18 protein-coding genes and 1 pseudogene are annotated in these 16,888 nt (G+C 70.8%); 9 read left to right on the forward strand and 10 right to left on the reverse strand.

The features are described from left to right. Positions 1-2 precede the first annotated feature (2 nt). The 5 genes from AB0R04_RS03440 to AB0R04_RS03460 form a co-directional block, all read right to left on the reverse strand. Complete coding sequence (locus AB0R04_RS03440) at positions 3-218, reverse strand: roadblock/LC7 domain-containing protein (RefSeq protein ID WP_363367759.1); 216 nt, start codon at positions 216-218, stop codon at positions 3-5. Between the two features lie 295 nt (positions 219-513). Further along, positions 514-1,401 carry an aminoglycoside phosphotransferase family protein gene (locus tag AB0R04_RS03445; protein WP_363367761.1) on the reverse strand — a complete coding sequence of 296 codons (888 nt, stop codon included), beginning with the start codon at positions 1,399-1,401 and terminating at the stop codon, positions 514-516. Further along, entirely contained in the window at positions 1,398-2,750 is a 1,353-nt protein-coding gene (locus AB0R04_RS03450) for a helix-turn-helix transcriptional regulator (RefSeq protein ID WP_363367763.1), read from the reverse strand. Before AB0R04_RS03450 ends, AB0R04_RS03445 begins: the two co-directional genes overlap by 4 nt. Positions 2,751-2,904: 154 nt before the next feature. Beyond that, a complete protein-coding gene (locus tag AB0R04_RS03455; RefSeq protein ID WP_363367765.1) occupies positions 2,905-3,204 on the reverse strand; it encodes a DUF397 domain-containing protein in 300 nt (99 codons plus the stop codon). Continuing rightward, positions 3,201-4,058, reverse strand: coding sequence for a helix-turn-helix transcriptional regulator (locus AB0R04_RS03460; protein WP_363367767.1), 858 nt, complete (start codon positions 4,056-4,058; stop codon positions 3,201-3,203). Before AB0R04_RS03460 ends, AB0R04_RS03455 begins: the two co-directional genes overlap by 4 nt. A 484-nt stretch (positions 4,059-4,542) precedes the next feature. Between AB0R04_RS03460 and AB0R04_RS03465 the strand changes: the two genes are divergently transcribed. From AB0R04_RS03465 to AB0R04_RS03495, 7 genes are read left to right on the forward strand one after another with little or no spacing between them, the layout of a single operon-like run. Next, entirely contained in the window at positions 4,543-5,586 is a 1,044-nt protein-coding gene (locus AB0R04_RS03465; RefSeq protein ID WP_363367769.1) for a cytochrome P450, read from the forward strand. Continuing rightward, entirely contained in the window at positions 5,583-6,086 is a 504-nt protein-coding gene (locus AB0R04_RS03470; protein ID WP_363367771.1) for a deoxycytidine deaminase, read from the forward strand. The genes AB0R04_RS03465 and AB0R04_RS03470 overlap by 4 nt, the downstream gene beginning before the upstream one ends. Then, the gene (gene dcd, locus AB0R04_RS03475) at positions 6,083-6,622 is read left to right on the forward strand and encodes a dCTP deaminase (protein WP_363367773.1); all 540 of its coding nucleotides are present in this window, start codon (positions 6,083-6,085) and stop codon (positions 6,620-6,622) included. Before AB0R04_RS03470 ends, dcd begins: the two co-directional genes overlap by 4 nt. Beyond that, positions 6,615-7,268, forward strand: coding sequence for a hypothetical protein (locus tag AB0R04_RS03480; protein ID WP_363367775.1), 654 nt, complete (start codon positions 6,615-6,617; stop codon positions 7,266-7,268). Before dcd ends, AB0R04_RS03480 begins: the two co-directional genes overlap by 8 nt. After that, positions 7,265-9,031, forward strand: a complete 1,767-nt coding sequence (locus tag AB0R04_RS03485; RefSeq protein WP_363367777.1) for an amino acid--tRNA ligase-related protein — start codon at positions 7,265-7,267, stop codon at positions 9,029-9,031. Before AB0R04_RS03480 ends, AB0R04_RS03485 begins: the two co-directional genes overlap by 4 nt. Then, a complete protein-coding gene (locus tag AB0R04_RS03490) occupies positions 9,028-9,873 on the forward strand; it encodes a class I SAM-dependent methyltransferase (protein WP_363367779.1) in 846 nt (281 codons plus the stop codon). The genes AB0R04_RS03485 and AB0R04_RS03490 overlap by 4 nt, the downstream gene beginning before the upstream one ends. A 27-nt stretch (positions 9,874-9,900) precedes the next feature. Continuing rightward, positions 9,901-10,440, forward strand: a complete 540-nt coding sequence (locus tag AB0R04_RS03495) for an AAA family ATPase (protein ID WP_363367781.1) — start codon at positions 9,901-9,903, stop codon at positions 10,438-10,440. Positions 10,441-10,527: 87 nt separating this feature from the next. Here AB0R04_RS03495 and lysS read toward each other — a convergent pair whose 3' ends face one another. The 3 genes and pseudogenes from lysS to AB0R04_RS03510 all read right to left on the reverse strand — a co-directional run. Beyond that, the gene (gene lysS / locus AB0R04_RS03500) at positions 10,528-12,189 is read right to left on the reverse strand and encodes a lysine--tRNA ligase (RefSeq protein ID WP_363367783.1); all 1,662 of its coding nucleotides are present in this window, start codon (positions 12,187-12,189) and stop codon (positions 10,528-10,530) included. Positions 12,190-12,765: 576 nt separating this feature from the next. Then, positions 12,766-13,251: a hypothetical protein gene (locus AB0R04_RS03505; RefSeq protein WP_363367785.1), complete on the reverse strand. Its 486-nt coding sequence runs from the start codon at positions 13,249-13,251 to the stop codon at positions 12,766-12,768. A 205-nt stretch (positions 13,252-13,456) separates the two neighbouring features. Beyond that, positions 13,457-13,635: pseudogene (locus tag AB0R04_RS03510) on the reverse strand (pirin family protein); the annotation flags it as partial. Between AB0R04_RS03510 and AB0R04_RS03515 the strand changes: the two are divergent. Further along, positions 13,613-13,789: a hypothetical protein gene (locus tag AB0R04_RS03515; RefSeq protein ID WP_363368026.1), complete on the forward strand. Its 177-nt coding sequence runs from the start codon at positions 13,613-13,615 to the stop codon at positions 13,787-13,789. The pseudogene AB0R04_RS03510 and the gene AB0R04_RS03515 sit on opposite strands and share 23 nt — an antisense overlap. Positions 13,790-13,838: 49 nt before the next feature. Here AB0R04_RS03515 and AB0R04_RS03520 read toward each other — a convergent pair whose 3' ends face one another. Together AB0R04_RS03520 and AB0R04_RS03525 are read right to left on the reverse strand one after the other, a co-directional pair. After that, complete coding sequence (locus AB0R04_RS03520) at positions 13,839-14,726, reverse strand: serine hydrolase (protein WP_363368017.1); 888 nt, start codon at positions 14,724-14,726, stop codon at positions 13,839-13,841. A gap of 86 nt (positions 14,727-14,812) precedes the next feature. Further along, entirely contained in the window at positions 14,813-15,760 is a 948-nt protein-coding gene (locus AB0R04_RS03525; RefSeq protein ID WP_363367787.1) for a LysR substrate-binding domain-containing protein, read from the reverse strand. 115 nt (positions 15,761-15,875) lie between these two features. Here AB0R04_RS03525 and bla point away from each other — a divergent pair, with 115 nt between their 5' ends. Next, the gene (bla, locus tag AB0R04_RS03530; protein WP_363367789.1) at positions 15,876-16,811 is read left to right on the forward strand and encodes a class A beta-lactamase; all 936 of its coding nucleotides are present in this window, start codon (positions 15,876-15,878) and stop codon (positions 16,809-16,811) included. Positions 16,812-16,888 lie beyond the last annotated feature (77 nt).

The raw sequence follows: 16,888 nt of genomic DNA on the forward strand, positions 1-16,888 counted from the left end.
CCCTAGGGGCTGGAGTCGCCGGTGCGGTGACCGATGATGTCGGAGCTGTGCCTGCTCGCGGCGTTGAGGGCTGCCATCACCGCCGCCCAGTGGTCGGCCTCGCTGGTGTCGATCCCGGGCGAGGTGCCGAGCACCAGGCCTTCGGGGCTGACGTGGATGGCGGCGACGACACCGGCGGTGCCGGTGACCAGGTCGTTCAGGAACTGGGGGCGGAACACAGTGAACCTCCGGGCGGTGAGGATCGAGGCCGACAGGACGGGCCTGACCCGGCAGGCGCCGATTCACGGGTTGGCGACGAGACAAGGAGCCCGCGCCAAACCCGAGTTCGGGCAGGACACGACCAGAGTGACGACGAAGGTGGTGTGAGCGCGAGGGGGCGGATGGGGACGCGTCGGCTGTCCCCATCGGTGACGGCAGCGCCCTCGAAAGGCCGTACGGGCGCGAGCCGGTGTAACGCCCCTCGGCGAGTTCAGGGGACGATCGGAGCGCGACGCGGGCTCGCGCCCGGCGAGATCAGATGGCCGTCCAGCCCCACGGGCGGTTGCCCTCGCGTCCTTGGATACAGGCGAGGCGGTAGTGCGCCTGAGCGCGGTGCCGCGTCGGGTCTGCGGTAGCGAGCTGGAGAGCGAAGCAGGTGACCCGTAGCTCGCGGAGGTTGCGCAGGAGCGGGTAGCCCGGCCAGGTGGTGACGTCGGCGCCGTAGGCGGTGCAGATGGCGTCGTACTGCTTCGCGGTCACGCTGCCGAACGAGGTGAAGCCGGTCGCTATCGTCGCCAGGTCCCACTCAGGCGGGCCGACGGAGGTCCGTTCGAAGTCGAGGAGGTAGGTGGTGGTCTTGGCGACCGCGGTGTTGCCGCCCCAGGCGTCCCCGTGGATCACTCGGTGTGAAGCCTCAGCAGGAATCTCGTCCCAGGCAGCCTGGAGGTCCGCGAGATGCCCCTGGAGCCAGTCACGCTGCTGCGGTTCGAGCGTCACTGCTTCGTCTATCCGTTCGGCGATCCGGACAAGGGGGTCGAGGACACCGAGGTTGATGTGCCCGGGTACCGGCAGCTCGTGCAGTCGGCGCAGGAGCGGCGCCATGTCGACGCCGGTCCCCGGCCGGTGGAGCGGCAGCTCGTACCAGAAGGTGACAGGGTGACCGTCGACGCAGACGATGGGCTCGGCCAGTTCCTCCACCGGCCGAACGACCGGCATGCCGTTCTCGTGGAGCCAGCGGGCCACCGCGATCTCCCGCACCGCCACCGGCCACTGGCCGCTCCGGGCGACACGGGCCACGACGCCCGCACGGAGCCGCCACAGCGCGTTCTCGCCCAGCCGGATCAGCCCCGCGCCCTCGGCGGACAGGCCGACGGCGGCGCATGCCTTGAGCAGGACGGCATGGGAGCTGCTGGTTGTGGTCACCCGTCCACCGTAGCGGCGATCTGGGCACGCAAGCCCTGGAGGCCGGCGTTCCGGCCGTACCGGCTGGCGAGGACCGCCAGGTCGTGCAGGTCCTGCACGGCCCGCTGTGAACGGAGCTGGGCGACCTCGGCCACGGCCTGCTCGGCTTCCGGCAGCGCGGTCTCGGGGTTGCCGATGGTCAGCAGCAGGCCCGCCAGCTTGGTTCGGCTGAACGTGCGAGATCGGGCGAAGGACTGCGCGTGACCGTCAACAGCGGCCCTGAGCCTGGTGATTGCGTCGTCGACCTGGTAGCCGGCGAGTGCGAGGTCGTAGGCGGCGTGGCCGGTGTCGCCGTGGTGCTGGGCACTGTCGTAGTAGGCCATCCACGACACTTCCTGGTCCGTGCGGAGTCGGGTGTATTCCTCATCGGACATCCCGATGGCCGTGAGCGCGGCCTGGCGGTTCCCCATTTTGGCGTGTGCGCGGGCGGCCGCGTTGTGCAGCATGGCGCGCTCGGCCGCGGAGAGGCGGTCAGATCGAACCAGGCCCATCTCCGCCAAAGTGACGCCGTCGTCGTGCCGCTCGCACCAACTGGCCAGGCGGGACCGCAGGTTGTAGGAGACGGCTCGCGCGGACCAGTCTCCTACTTCCTCTGCCAGCTCGGTCGCCCAATGAAGGCACCGGCGAGAGTCGTCGTGTTCGCCAGCGTCCAGCAGGACGGCCCCGGTGGCGGAGGCGAGGCGGCTGGCCGCGGTGAGTAACTGGGCTCGCAATGCCTCGGCGCAGGGCGCCGACGTCAGGCTGCGGGCCCAGTGGAGCTGCGCGATGGCGGTTGCCCGCACGAGGCCGCCTCCGCCGTACAGGTTGTCCGAACCGCGCAGGGCCACGGCAGCTGACTGGACATGGGCCACGTCCCCCGGACGCACTGGCGTCCCCGCCTCCAGTAGAGGGAGCACGGCTGAGGCGGTGATCGGGGTCAAGGCTTCGGCTACCAGCCCGCCTGCGGCTACGAACGCGCGTCGCTCCATGGGTTCCAGCGTGCTGACCGGCGGGGGCAGTTGGGGAGTCTGCGCGACCTCGGCGGCAAAACTGTCCCCATCACGCCGCTTGTCCAACCGCATCTGCACCAGCACCAGGCTGCGAGTCAACGCCCCGCCGGTATCCAGTGCGACGTCGAGCGCCTCGGCGTGCTCCGGTAGACAGGTGCGTTCTCCGCGCTCCATCTTGCCGATCAAATCGCCGCTGAGGTGCACCAACGCACCCAGCTGGTCCTGTCCGTACCCGCGCAGCATGCGCCACTGCCGGATCTCGTTGCCCAGCCACTCCTCAGGCGAACGCTCCGGATGCAGTGCGTTGGGCCGTGCCGCCATCTCGTCCCCTTCGGCCTGCCGAAGAGGACGACCGCGGTGTCCCCATCGGCAGGGATGGACTTACCCGTAGACCGGGCATTGATAATGGTTTCACTCCGTGGCAGTCCGAGGGCAAGCTGCGACGGCGCTGCGTGACGGGCGACGCGGCCCGAGGTTAGGCGGTGGGGGCTGTGGTGCGATCGAACCGGCCGGCCTTCGCTCCGACGAGGAAGTCAGCCCACTCACCCCATGCCAGGATCAGCGGGTCCTTGTCGGGATTCAGGGAGTCGCGGAAGCTGACGATCCCGCGATCCAGGAACGCAACTTCGAGGCAGTTGCTTCCGCCGGTACTGGCCGTCATCCACTCCGCTCGTTCCAGCTGGTCCTTGACCCACGTTGGATCGAGGTGGTTCTTCTCGTCGGCGGTGACGATGCTGCTGTAGTCGGCAGAGGAGGTGTGGGCGTCGTGGGTCACGAGAGATCCTTGGCGATTTGAGCGAGAAGTTCGAGCGATTCCTTCGGCGGAAGGGCGTCCGTTTTCAGGTGATCGCTTGTGGTGCGGTAGTCCGCGACCGTTGCGGGGTCGTTGAGGTGGAGGGCGGTTTTCATGCCCTCGATGGTGACCGAATCGTGGCCGGTCGGGAACGTCCAGGCCATGAACGGACCGTCACAGCCGGCGTGCGCGCCGTGCGACAGCGGGATGACTTGGATGACGATGTTCCGGTGGGTGCCGGCGAGTTCGATCAGGTGCAGTACCTGCGCGCGTACCGTTGCCCGGCCGCCAACCTCCTGCCGCAGTTGGGCCTCTGTGAGTACCGCCCAGATCGGGAGCGGGGTCTTGCGGGAGAGCGCGGCACGGCGGCTGTTCCGGCGTACGGTGATGAAGCGCTGGATGTCGGCGTCGCTTTTCCAGGCACGGCCGGCGATGATCACGGCCAACTCGTAGTCATCATCCTGGAGTAGGCCGTGGACGGCCACCGGGGACCAGATGAACAGGCCGTCGGCGATCTCCAGGTTGGCGAGGTAGTCGCCGAGGGGGTCGTCCGCGACGCCTGGGTACTGCTGGTGCCAGGTGCGGTCGCGTGCGTTGCGGACCATCTCGCGCCAGGCTTCCTGGACGACAGGGTTTGTGATCTCCAATACAGCGAAAAAATGCGGCAGTTGTTGCAGCTTGATGCCCTGCGTGCCGTTCTCGATCTTCGAGATGGTGGACGCGGAGCTGTACCCCAGCTCGGTGGCGGCCTCCTCGACGCTCCAGCCGCGATGCAGCCGGGCGAGTCGAACCTCCATGCCGAGTCGGCGTCGCCGCGGTGTGGGTTCGACGGCCACCTGCACACCTCCCCTTTCCGAGGACAGGCTAGCGCTTGGGCAGTAGCACGCATATGCCGATTCAGCGAAAAGGACAGAGATTCCTTTTCGACCCTCTTGCCGTTCGCCTGACTGAGCGTCGTCATCGGTTCACGGTCGGGAACGGGTCTGAGCGCCACCCAACGCAGAGCAGGCGCCCCCGTCGGCCATCCAACCTCGTGACACCACAGCCCGATTGCCGCTCGTCGGGTCCGCTACCTGGCGCTACAGCCGTCCGCTCTGCGACGGGCCAGGACGGGCCTGCGCGGACGTCCGGGTGGACGGGAGGCAACTCATGGACCAGAGCATCGTTTTGACGGCACTCTCCACAGACCCGGAGCGCGAGCCCGCGCTCGCGACCTTGGCCGAGGGACCTCGGGCCATCGATTGTCCGGACCTGGGCAGCGGGAGGCTCGTCTTCCCACGTCATCGGGAGGTTCGCCACCTGCTTCGGCATCCGGGCTTCGTGTGCGCGCCGACCGCCGCCGGCCTGCTGGACGAGATCAGCCCGGTGCTCCGCCCGGTGCTCGAACCGGTCGCATCGTGGGTGCTCTACGCGGACGCGCCGCAGCACCTGCGGTTGCGGGGCCTGCTGGCGAAGGCGTTCGCGCCGCGCCGGATCGCCTTCCTGGAGTCGCAGATTACGACGGTGGCGGACGCGTTCGTGTCCCGGTTCGTGGCGGCCGGCGGCGGCGACGCGGTGCGCAGTATCGCTGAACCCCTGCCGGTCCACACGATCTGCGCGCTGCTGGGTATCCCGGACAGCGACCGGGACCTCGTCAAGAGATGGTCCGACGACGTCATCCTGCTCACCGAACCCGCCCTCACCGGCGACCAGGAGAATCGGCTCGCCGCCGCCTGGGCCGGTCTATGGGACTACTTCACCGGCCTCATCGGGCACCGCCGCGCCCGAGCGGTCGACGACATCGTCTCGGCCCTGGTCGAGGTGGAGGAGCAGGGGAAGCGCCTCACTCTGGAGGAGGCGGTGGCCAACCTGATGGCCCTGCTGATCGGCGGCCACGAGACGACGACCGGGCTGATCGGCGCGCTGCTCACCGCGGTTGCGGACCACCCGGAACTGGCGCAGGCAGCGGCTGGGTCGGCGGAGTCCGTCGCCGGGTTCGTCGAGGAGGTTCTGCGCCTGGACGGGCCGGCGCTGATCACCGCCCGGACGGCGGCCGAGGACTGCGAGGTCTTCGGAGTTCCGGTGTCGGCGGGCCGACGGCTTGTGCTGCTCCAAGCATCGGCGAACCGCGACCCCGAGGTGTTCGAGGAACCGCAGGAGTTCCGGCCTGGCCGCCGCCCGAACCCGCACGTCGGCTTCGGCCACGGCCCGCACGCCTGCTTCGGAGCGGCACTGGCCCGCATGGAGGCGGCCGCCGTGATGCGCTCCGTCCTGCGGTGGGACTGCCGGCTTCACGTGGAGGACGGGGTGACCTGGAAGGCATCGCAGGTGATCCGCTCCGCGACCTTCCTGCCGGTGCACGTCGAGCGGGAGGCGAAACGGTGATCCTCACCAGCGAGGCCATCCGGCGGTTCATCGCCCAGGGCGACATCGTCTTCTCCCCTTACGATCCGGCCGGCGTCAACCCCAACTCCATCAACTACCACCTGGGCCGCGGGCTGAAGGTCTTCCAGGACCGCACCGGCACGTTTGTGGAGACAGAGCTGTCGGACGAGGGCTTCGTACTGGAGCCGCACCGGATGTACCTCGGGCACACCGAGGAGGAGATCGGCAGCAGCCTGTTCGCGATGCGGCTGATCGGATGCAGCAGCAACGGGCGGCGCGGGCTGTTCCTCCAGCTTTCGGCCGATCTGGGCCACACAACGTCCTGCCACCGCTGGACGCTGGAGATCGTTGCGGCACTGCCGATCCGGATCTACCCCGGCATGGTCGCCGGCCAGGTCTCCTTCTGGTGCAACACCGGGCTCATCCGGCCGACCTCGGCGACCTACGCCCGCTTCAACCACGCCTGCGAGTCCCAGCCGCTGATCGGAGCACCATCGTGATCCTCACCGGACCCCAGATCGCCCGAGAGGTCGAACAAGGCCGCATCAAGATCGACCCGTTCAACCCCCGCCGCTGCACCACCAACAGCTACGACCTGACGCTGGGCAGCCGCGTGGGCGTCTACCTGGACGACATCCTCGACCCGACGCGCGAGCCCGAGGTCGAGTACCGCGAGATCCCGTCGACCGGGTACCTCCTCGAACGCGGCGACTTCGTCCTGGGCCACACCGTCGAACGCTTCGGCAGCGACGCGCTCGTCCCCATCGTGCACGCCAAGTCCGGGTTCGCCCGCCTCGGTACGTTCGTCCACTGCACCGCTGACCTCATCGACCTCGGCTTCTACGGCTGCTCCACCCTGCAGCTGTACGCCACCCTCCCCACGGTCCTCTACCCCGGCACGCTGGTGGCGCAGGTCAGCTGGTGGGAGACCTTCGGCGAGATCGACCAGCTGTACAGCGGCAAGTACCAGGGGGCGGACGGCCCGATGCCCTCGCGCAGCCACCTCGACGCCTGGGCGGTGGCCGCCCGTGGCTGACGGCGGCTTCGCCCCCATCCGGCGCGGATCCGCATGTCCGTTCGCCGCCCGGGCCCGCATCGAGGCCGTCCCCGCCTGCCCGGGGGCCGAACCGTACGAGGCCGGCCTGGAGGCAGGGCCCGTCCTGACCGATTTCGCGCGCCGCGTCGAAGACGAGGAACCCGACGGTCTGGTCCTTCAGCTCACCGACCCCGGTCTCGGCGCCACCCTCGACGCCGTCGCCACCACCGTCCGGAAAACCGTCACCGGCCTACTGGCCTCGACCAGCGCCGACCCGGCCGCCGAACTCGCGCACGCGGGTGCCGATGGCTGGTGGCTGCGGCTGGCCGACATCCGCTGGTTCCTCGTCGTCTTCGCCCCCTGCTACCCCGACACCTCCCCCCGCTCCACCCGCGGCTCGGACTCGACCTTCCTCCTCTTCCAGCCCGTCCACTCCTTCGACCGGCACGCCACCCCCAAGGGCACAGTCATCGCGCCCGCCATCCGGGAGCGCATCCGCGACGCCCATCGCGCCGCCGGCACCCCCTACGACTCCGACCTTGCCCAAGGGACCACCGAGGCGGCCAAGTTCGTCGCCGCACTCAACCCTGGTGACCCGCCCGTCGCCTGGTGGCGTCCCGACCCGACCGAACCGGAGACGACATGACCACCACCGGCCTCGCCACCCTGGCCGACGCCATCGCCGCCACGCACAACTCCACCGCACCCACGACGTGGGACGCGCCCACCGAACTGCTCGGCGCCGCCGCCGTGCTGTTCACCACCCACCCCGCCGACGGCGCGGATGAACTCCTGGCAGGCATCGCCCGCCTTCTCGACCACGGCCCCCACCCTGCCGTCACCCTCCACGCCAGCCCGCCCACCCGGGGCCCGCGCGAGCTCGACATCCTCCACCACGTCCTCGCGACCGCCGCCGAACCCGAACGACCGCCCTGGCCCCACGGCCCCGCCGATCCTGCCCGGCTGGCCGCCGCCACCCACGCGCTCACCGCCACCATCCCCTGCCGCCTGACCGCCCTGCGCACCGCCGCGGTCCTCCACCTCCTGCACCTGCTTCCCGACACCGACGGCCACCTGCACCGCGACCTGATCCGCCGCACCACCTGGCTCCTCGACCCCCGCACCGACGACCCGGTCACCCTGCTGCTGACCCTCACCGCCCCCGACGACCCGCTCGCCCCGGCCCCTCGAAGCCGCACCCGCACCCGCAAACGCCACCCCGAACCGCTCCCACTCGCCGACTGGGACCTCTGGCCGGCCCCCGACCAAGTCCTCACCCTGTCCGGGCGTATCACCGTGGTCCGCACTCACCGCCACATCGCCTTCGCCGACCTCGACTGGGACCACCACGACGCCCAGCTCGCCTTCGACCCCACCATCGCCACCGACCTGCACGCCGGCGACCTCGTCACCGCCCGGGGCACCTGCTCCACCAGCCGCACCGGCCGGCCGACCCTGTTCGTCCGCCACCTGGAGCACCACGAGCCCGGAGTCCCACCGCCGCTACCTGGCAGCGCCCTCCTCACCCCGCTCCTCGGCCCGCTGCGCGCGCACCTCGCCGCGGGCGGCTTCCGCGAGGCGATCGGCCCCGTCCTCACCGACGGCTACTTCGGCGGCGCCGCACGGCCGTTCACCACCTGGGCGCACGCCGCCGGACGCCGCCAGTACCTGCGCGTCACCACCGAACTCGACCTGCTCGCGGTCATCGCGGCCGGCACCGCCCGCTGCTACGAGATCGGACCGAGTTTCCGCAACGAGGGCCAACGAGGCCGTCCCGCCGTCGAGTTCGTGATGCTGGAGGCGTACGCCGCTGACCTCACCCTCGACCAGGCCACCGCCTACCTCGCCGACCTCGTCGCCGCCACCACCGGCCTCACCGCCCCGCTGACCCACCAGAGCTTCGACGACGCCTTCCACGAGATCACCGGCATCGACTCGACCGACGCCACCGCCGTCCGGGCCCTGGCCGCCGAGCGCACCCCGTACACCGCCGAGCACACCGACGACCCCGACCGCCTCGCCCGGCGCCTGTGGCGCCACAGCGTCCGCCAGCAACTGCGCGGCCTGACCGCGATCACCGACATCCCCGGCCCGGCCTCACCCCTGATCGCCGGCACCGGCCGCCAGGCCCAGCGCATCTGGCTCTACTCCGACGGCCTCGAACTCGCCGAGATCGCCGCCAACGAACGCGACCCCCATCGACTGGCCGACGCCTTCGCCGCCCAGTTCGCCGCTGACCGCCACCCCGCCCACCGCACGTACCAGCAGGTCATCGACCTGTACGACAACGGACTTCCCCCGTGCGTCGGTTTCGGCATGAGCGTTACCCGCCTGGCCGGCCTCCGCCCCACCCCCGTACCGGCCCAGGGCCGAACTCCCGCGCTGTGCGCCACAGAGAGGACTCCATGACCACCACGCCCACCTGGCCCCTGCCTGCGGTGCCCAGGTCCGCCGACGCCGTCCGGGCCACCAGCTACCCCGACTTCGTCGCCATGATCAACCAGACCAACGTGATGCCCGGCGCCCACGCCACGCTCAACACCTGGGCCCTGCACTCCCGCCTCGGCCCGCACCACCGCCTCCTCGACGTCGCCTGCACCACCGGCTTCACCTCGCGCGAACTCGCCCGCCTCACCGGCTGCACCGCCACCGGCTTCGACCTCAGCCACGACTCGGTCAACCTCGCCCGCTACAACCACCACATCCTCGACGCCACCCTGCACCTCACCTACCACCAGGCCGACGGCACCACCTACCGGCCCGACCACACCTACAGCCACGTCGCCGTCGGCGCGGCCCTCGGCTTCTTCCCCGACCCGCCCGCCATGGCGAACCGGCTGCTCGGCTTCCTCGACAACGGCGGATACGTCCTCGCCGCACCGTTCTGGGCCCCCGAGCCCCTGCCCGACCACGCCGCCGCCGTCCGCCGCGACGTCTTCGGCATCACCAGCCCCATGGAAACCCGCCACCAGGCCCTCGGACTCTTCGGCGGCCTCGACGTCCTCCACCAGGCCGACCACACCCTCACCCCCGAGCCCGACGACGCCATCGAGCACTACTGCCAGTCCACCGTCGACCGAGCCTGCGCCCAGAGCGGCAATACCGACCCCGCCGTCCGCACCGCAATGACCGATCGCCTGCGCGAGATCAAGCACGCCACGAACGTCCTTCGTGCCCACCAGCGCTACACCGTGCTCGTTCTGCGCTACGACGCCAGCGCCCACCCGAACCGCTACGTCGAACTCTTCTGACCGCCCAGCGGAAGGCACCACACCCGAGTGATCGTCTTCGTCAACGGCCCGTTCGGCATCGGCAAGAGCACCACCACCGGCCTGCTCGCCGAGCGCCTGCCCCAGGCCCTGGTCATCGACCCCGAGGCCATCGGCCACATGCTCTGGGCCCAACTCCCGGAACCCCTGCGTACCGAGGAGTTCGAGCTGGAACCGGTTTGGCCGCCGCTCACCCACTGCATGCTCGACCACGCCGCCCGCGCCTACGGGCGCCCGATCATCGTCCCCATGACCATCGCCCGCCGCAAAGTCTTCGACCGGATCGTCCAGCCCCTGCGCGACGCCGGCCACGACGTCCGGCACTTCACCCTGCTCGCCACGGCCGCCACCATCCGCGAACGCCTGCGCGAACGCGGCGAAGGCCCCGACAAGTGGGGACCGCTCAGCTGGGAGGGCAACCAGGTCGAACGCTGCCTCGAAGCCCTGGGGCAGCCCGCGTTCGCCGACCACATCGACACCGAACACCGCCCGGCCGCCGAGATCGCCGACGAGATCCTCACCCGCACCGGACTCCGGCCTGCAGTCTGACCGCACACCGAGGGCCGGGACAGAGCAACAGGCTCCGTCCCGGCCCTCGACCTCTTCAGCCACGAGGCTGGCGCCATCCGCCCCCGGCTACGCGACGGTCAGCAGCGAGCGAATCCGGTCCGCCCCGAGTGCCAGCAGCAAGGTGGGCAACCGTGGACCGGTGTCCCGGCCCACCAGCAGCTCGTACAGCAGCACGAACAACTCCCGCTGGGCCACCTTCAGCTCCGGCGAGGCCGGAGCATCCAACGGCAACCCGGCCTGCAGCTTCGGCACGCCGTACACCAGGGACGTCAGCCCGGTGAGCGACCAGTGCTCGTCCAAACCGTCCAACAGCAGCTTCAACGCCTCCCGCTGGACCGGAGCCAGCTGCTCAAGCCGCTCCCGGTCCGGGTCGGTGCGCACCTGGGTGCGTTCCTCGGCCGGAACGTAGGTGGTTACCCACGCCTGCGCGCGGTCGAGCCTGGGCCGGGCCTCCTCCAAATTCGCCAGCGGTTCCTCGATGGTGAAGTCCCGCAGGATACGCAGGGTCTGTTCCGGATCGCCGGCCGCCACGTCCGCCACCGACGCGAGCGTGCGGAACGGCAGCGGACGGGGGGTGGACGGCAGCGGCCCGGCCGCCGGACCGACCGAACGGGCCCGCACCGCCGACTCGAGATCCGTGGCGGTGCCCGCTTCTACCTTGCGTCCGAGCGCGTCCCACTCGTCGTAGAGCCGCAGAATCTCGCCGTCCAGGGCGATCTGGAACGACTGCCTCGGCTGACGGCGGTTGTAGAGCCACCGCAGCACCGGGGGCTCCACGACTTCCAGGATGTCGATCGGGGTGGGCACACCGCCCTTCGAGCTGCTCATCTTCGCCATGCCGCTGATACCGACGAAGGAGTACCCGAGGTAGGACGGCGGGAGACCGTCGAACACCTCGCGCACCAGCTGCGAGCCGACGGTGAAGCTCGACCCGGGGGATGAATGGTCGACGCCGCCTGCCTCGAAGGTCACGCCCTCGAACGCCCAGCGCATCGGCCAGTCGACCTTCCAGACCAGCTTCCCGCTGTCGGTCCCGGACAGGGCGAAGCCGCCATCGTGGCCACACTCGCACCGGTACCGGATCTCTGTGCTGGCATCGTCGAAGTCGGTGGCCGTGGTGGAGTCCCGGCCGCAGACCTGGCAGTAGGGCCGGTAGGGGTAGTAGCCCCCGGCGCTGGTAGGGGCCAGGTCCTCCTCGTCCTGCTCCACCTTGGCCTCGGCGGCGGCCTTCTTCGTGCGGTACCGGCAGAGGACGCCGTCGATCAGTTGCCGGTGGCGCATCGCGTGAACGATCTGCTCGCGGTAGGCGCCAGAGGTGTACATCTGCGTCTGGCTGATCTCGTCGACCTCGACACCCAGCTTGGCCAGCGCCGCGCGGAGCGGAGCCTTGAAGTGCTCCGCCCAGTTCTCGTGTTCTCCACACGGGTCGGGCACCGCGGTCAGCGGGCGGCCGATGTGTTCGGCGAAGTTCGCGGGAACACCGGCCGGCACCTTCCGGAGCCGGTCGTAGTCGTCCCAGGACAGCACATGGCGGCACTCCAGTCCCCGGCGCCGAAGTTCGTCCGCCACGAAGTGCGGCACCATGATCTCGCGCAGGTTCCCGAGATGAACTGGGCCGGACGGGCTGATCCCGGACGCGCATACCAGTGGAGCCCCGCCACGGCGTTTGCCCTCGGCGATCACCTGGTCCGCAGCTGCGGCCACCCAATCACCTTGCTTCACGCTCATGTCAAGATCCTCCAGCTGATGGGCGTTCAGTTGCTAATAGGGTAGAGGTGGTTTAACCCGGCTAGGACCGCGCCGCGACAGGGCGTGAGAGTTCCCCGGCTACGACCAGGGAGCAATAGTCAAGAGTTGGACGACGTCCATGCAGCTGGGGAGTCGGCCGGCGAGGGTGGTGGAGGAGCGTACGGCGATGGCGGCTTCGTCCTCGTAGACGCCTCCGGGGACGTGGGCGTAGGTGAGGATGACGCGGCGTCAGTAGCAGTCGTCGCGGGCCGGAGGCGAAGAACCACTTGGTGCCGTGGGCCGGGCGGGGGCTGGTGTCGCCATTCTCGTAGTGGAGGCGTGCGGCGGGGTTGGCGCGGTGGCGTCGCAGAAGTCCGGTGGTGGGGCCGAGGGTGGTGGGGTGCTCGGCTTTGGAGGGGGCTTTGGGGACGGTGGCATCGCCCACGATGAGCTGGCGGTGCTGGGGGCGGGCCCAGGTGCGGGGGCGCAGGGAGGGAAGAGGCCGTGGGCGAGGGCCTGGCGTACGGCATGGTGTTCGAAGGTGTCGGCGAGAGGAGGGGGTTGCCGAAGGTGTCGTCAGGCACCGGGTTCCTCCTCTTGCTCGGTGGGGTCGGGGTGCCAGGTGAGATGGATGACGGTGGCGGTGCGGGCGGTGATGGAGGCGGGTTTGACGCCGCTCTCGCCGGCGAGGCCGGTGCGCTGCAGGAGTTCGGTGAGGGCGACGTAGGCGCGTGCTTGCAGGGCCGCGTCGCTGGCGTGGCGGTTGGAGACCACGAGGCGCGCTGCGGGGACGGCGGCGGGGCGCAGTTGGCGGGCGGCGACGAAGCGGGCGCGGGTGGTGAGGACCGTCAGGGCCCAGTCGTCGAGGGGGCACCAGCGGGGGTCGGTCTTGGTAGAGCCGTGCATCCACACCTGCCGCCGAGCGGAGTCGGGGTCCTGGATGCGGGTGTGGCCGCTCTCGCCGCTGTGGCCGCCGGCCAGGGCGAGGGCGGCGGCCACAGCGTGGCGGGTCTGGCGGTCGATGAAGGAGGCTTGGTGGTGTCGGTCCGCCGTCGAGACCATATGGCCAGGCGTCAGCAAATTCAGCATCGAGTCAGCATCGGTCCGGGCAAACACTGTCACGGATAGTCGAACCCTGCGATGCGCCAGCCGCGGGAGCGAGTGTCGGCAAGGCAGGTTCGAAGGTTCGCGCAAGCATGCCGAGCTTGCTGCGGGTGGGGAGCACCGCTGTCGGGTTGTAGTGCTCCCCGTCCGTCGAATGCGCAGGTCAGCGGGTGCGGCCTCGGGGCTTCAGGGGATCCCGGGGAGTTCGGGGGCGGGGAGACGGTCGCCCGGGTAGCCCTGGACCTCGCAGAAGCGGTCGAGGTTCGCGGAGCTCATCCATTCCTCGCGCGCTTGGGTAATGTCTTGGTGAGACCGCCCGATGAAGTTCCACCACAAGGCGATCCTGCGCCTGGTCGGCGGGGAAGTGCACGTGAGCACCATGCACGAACGGACCGTCCCCAACCCCGGAAAGCAGTTCCCGGTGGCGATCGTCGGCGGCACCGGGAACACCACTTCCGACGACACCACCGGCGTTCTGAACTACAGCGTTCAGTAGGGCGCCGGGAGTTGAACCGCGAGTCGAGCTTGTCGTGTGACCTCGCAGGTCACCGGAACTGCTGATCTGCTTGCGGGCCGCCGCCCGTCCCGGTCGCCATCGCCCGTAGGGCGTCGACGGCGAGGCGGGCGGTGGTACCGATGGCGGCGTCGGCGGCGGGGAGGGTGATGGTGGTGGCGGCGGCGCGGGTGAAGATGGCGAGGGCGTAGCGGCCGCCGTCGGGGTATTCGACGACGCCGACCTCGTGGCGCAGGGTCGGGAGGGTGCCGGTCTTGCCGTGGACGCGGACGTCGTCGTAGGGGAAGCCGGAGGCGAGGCGGTGCGGCCAGACCTGGAGTCCGAGCAGGCGGCGGAGGGCGGCGCCGTGTTCGCCGGGGCAGGCGTCGCCGTGCCAGAGGGCGGCGAGCAGGGTGGTCATGTCGCGGGCGGTGCTGCGGTTGGTGAAGGTGGGGTCGAGGACTCTGAGGCGGGCGACGACGGCGGGGTCGACCGGGGAGTCCCGGCCGGTGTCCTCGGCGAGGGCGGCGATGAGGTCGCGGAGCTTGTGGACGGCGACGGTGCGGGTCAGGCCGAGGTCGGCCATGGTGCGGTTGACGGTGTCGAGGCCGATCTCGTCCCAGAGGACGTCCGCGGCGGCGTTGTCGCTGACGGCGACGGTCAGGTAGGCGAGGTCGCGCAGGGAGAGCCGGGCGGCGTCGAGCATGGCGGCCAGGCCGGTGCCTCCGGAGGTGCGGCCGGTGGCGGGGACGTCCACCTGCCGGGTGAGGTCGATCCGTCCGGCGGCGGCCTCGCGGAAGAGCGTGACCAGGAGGCAGAGCTTGTGAACGCTGGAGGTGCTGACCGGGGTGTCGGCGTCGAGGGCGATCTCGGTGCCGGTGTCGAGGTCGCGGACGTGCAGCCGGCCGCTGACGCCGGCGTCGGCGAAGGCGGCGGCGATGCGGGCGCGCGCGGTGCGGGCGCCGGCGGGGCGGTCGCCGGATCCGCGGTCGCCGGATGCGCGGTTGCCGAAGGCGCGGTCGCTGGTCACAGCGGGAACTCCATTGCGGGCCGGGGGAAGAGCGGGGGGTTGGGCGGCTGGGGCAGGAGGCCGCCGTGTTCGGTCAGCGCCTCGTGGGCGGCTTCGGCGAACAGCCGGACGGCGGGCCCGCCGCTCCCGGTCGGCCAGGCCGTGGAGGTGCGCCAGGCCAGCGGGGTGCCGGTCAGCGGACGCCAGACTGTACCCGGTGGCGGTGCGGTGCGTGGCACCAGGGCGACGGCGCTGCCGGTGAGCACGAGTGCGCCCGCGACGTCCGGGCCGGGCGGGTCGACGACGGCCTCGGGAGTGCAGCCGTGCCGGGTCAGGGTGGTGAGCATCTCGTCGTAGAGCGCGGGGGCGGTGGCGCGGGGGAAGAACACCAGGCGCCGGCCGGTCAGTTCGGCCACCGCCAGCTCCGGGCGGTCGGCGTCCGGGCTCCCGGCGGCGAGCAGGACGCCGAGCGGCTGGTGCAGGACCGGCCCGAACGCCAGCCCGGCGGCCGGACACGGGTGGCGGACGACGGCGACGTCCACCGTGTGCTGGGCGAGTTCGCGCGCCATGACCGCGACCGGCAGTTCCCGCAGTTCGAGCCGGGTGCCGGGGGAGGCGCTCTCGAAGCCGGTGAGCAGCGCGGCCAGGACGGCCGGCCCCAGCTCGGGCGGCACGGCCGCGCGCAGGGTGCCCGCCCGGCCGGTGCGCAGGTCGGCGGCGGTGGCGAGGAGGCGGGCGGTGCTCTCCAGCACCTCCTTCGCCTCCGCGAGTAGCAGCAGGCCCGCCGGGGTGAGCTCGACTCCGCGCGGGCCGCGGTCGAACAGGGTCACGCCGAGCTCGCGCTCCAGACGCTTGATCCGCTGGGAGAGCGAGGGCTGGGCGATCCGCAGGCGTTCGGCGGCGCGGCCGAAGTGCCGGTCCTCGGCGACAGCGCGGAAGTGGCGTAGGTGCCCCAACAGGTCCATGGCCAGCAATCATAGGCATTCTTATATCGATCTCTTCACCATAGTCGTCTTGGACTGATGGCCCGACGGCCTGTTTAGCTGAGGGTGACGACACGAACCACCTGGGAGACCACCGATGACGACTGCCCTCCGCCGCCCCCGTACCGTGCTGCCCGCCGTGGCCCTGCTCGCGGCCACCCTGCTGAGCGGGTGCGGTTCTGCGGGACTCAGTAGCCATGCGGGTGCCGGCACGCCCGCCGCGGTATCCAGCGCGATGCCTGCGGCAGACACGACGAGCGCTTCCTTCAAGGGACTTGAGCAGCAGTTCGGCGCCCGCCTCGGCGTGTACGCGGTGGACACCGGCAGCGGCCGGGAGATCTCCTACCGGTCCGACGAGCGGTTCGCGTTCGCGTCCACGATCAAGTCGCTCGCCGCCGGCGCCCTCCTGCGCAAGGCCTCCGACGCGGAGCTGGACAAGGTGGTCGCGTACCGCCAGGAGGACGTGCTGTCGTGGGCGCCGATCACCTCGCAGCACGTCGCCACCGGCATGAAGGTGCGTGATCTGGCCGCCGCCGCGATCCAGTACAGCGACAACACCGCCGCCAACCTGGTCATGGCCGAGCTCGGCGGCCCGGCGGCCGTCCAGCAGTCGCTGCGCGACCTCGGGGACCAGACCACCAGCGTCGACCGCAACGAGCCCACCCTCAACGAGGCGACCCCGGGCGACACCCGCGACACCAGCACCCCCAGCGCCTTCGCCGCCGACCTGCGCCGCTATGCCCTCGGCGACGTCCTCGCGGAGGACCGGCGCCGACTGCTGACCGACTGGCTCGTCGGCAACACCACCGGCGCCCCTTACATCCGCGCGGGCGTGCCCACCGACTGGAAGGTCGGCGACAAGACCGGCAACGGCGGCTACGGCACTCGCAACGACGCGGCCGTCGCGTGGCCCTCCGGCGGCCGGAGCCCGGTCGTGATCGTCGTCCTGTCCGACCGCGGCAAGGCCGACGCCACCTCCGACGACGCGCTGATCGCCCAGGCCACGAAGACCGTCGTCGGCGCCCTCGGCTGAACACCCCCGAGCAGCAGGAGCCCCGAGCACCAAGAGCCCTGACCGCCAAGAGCGCCGACCACCAGGAGCCCCGACCG

This window comes from Kitasatospora sp. NPDC056731 (assembly GCF_040687675.1).
Classification (GTDB): Bacteria; Actinomycetota; Actinomycetes; order Streptomycetales; family Streptomycetaceae; genus Kitasatospora.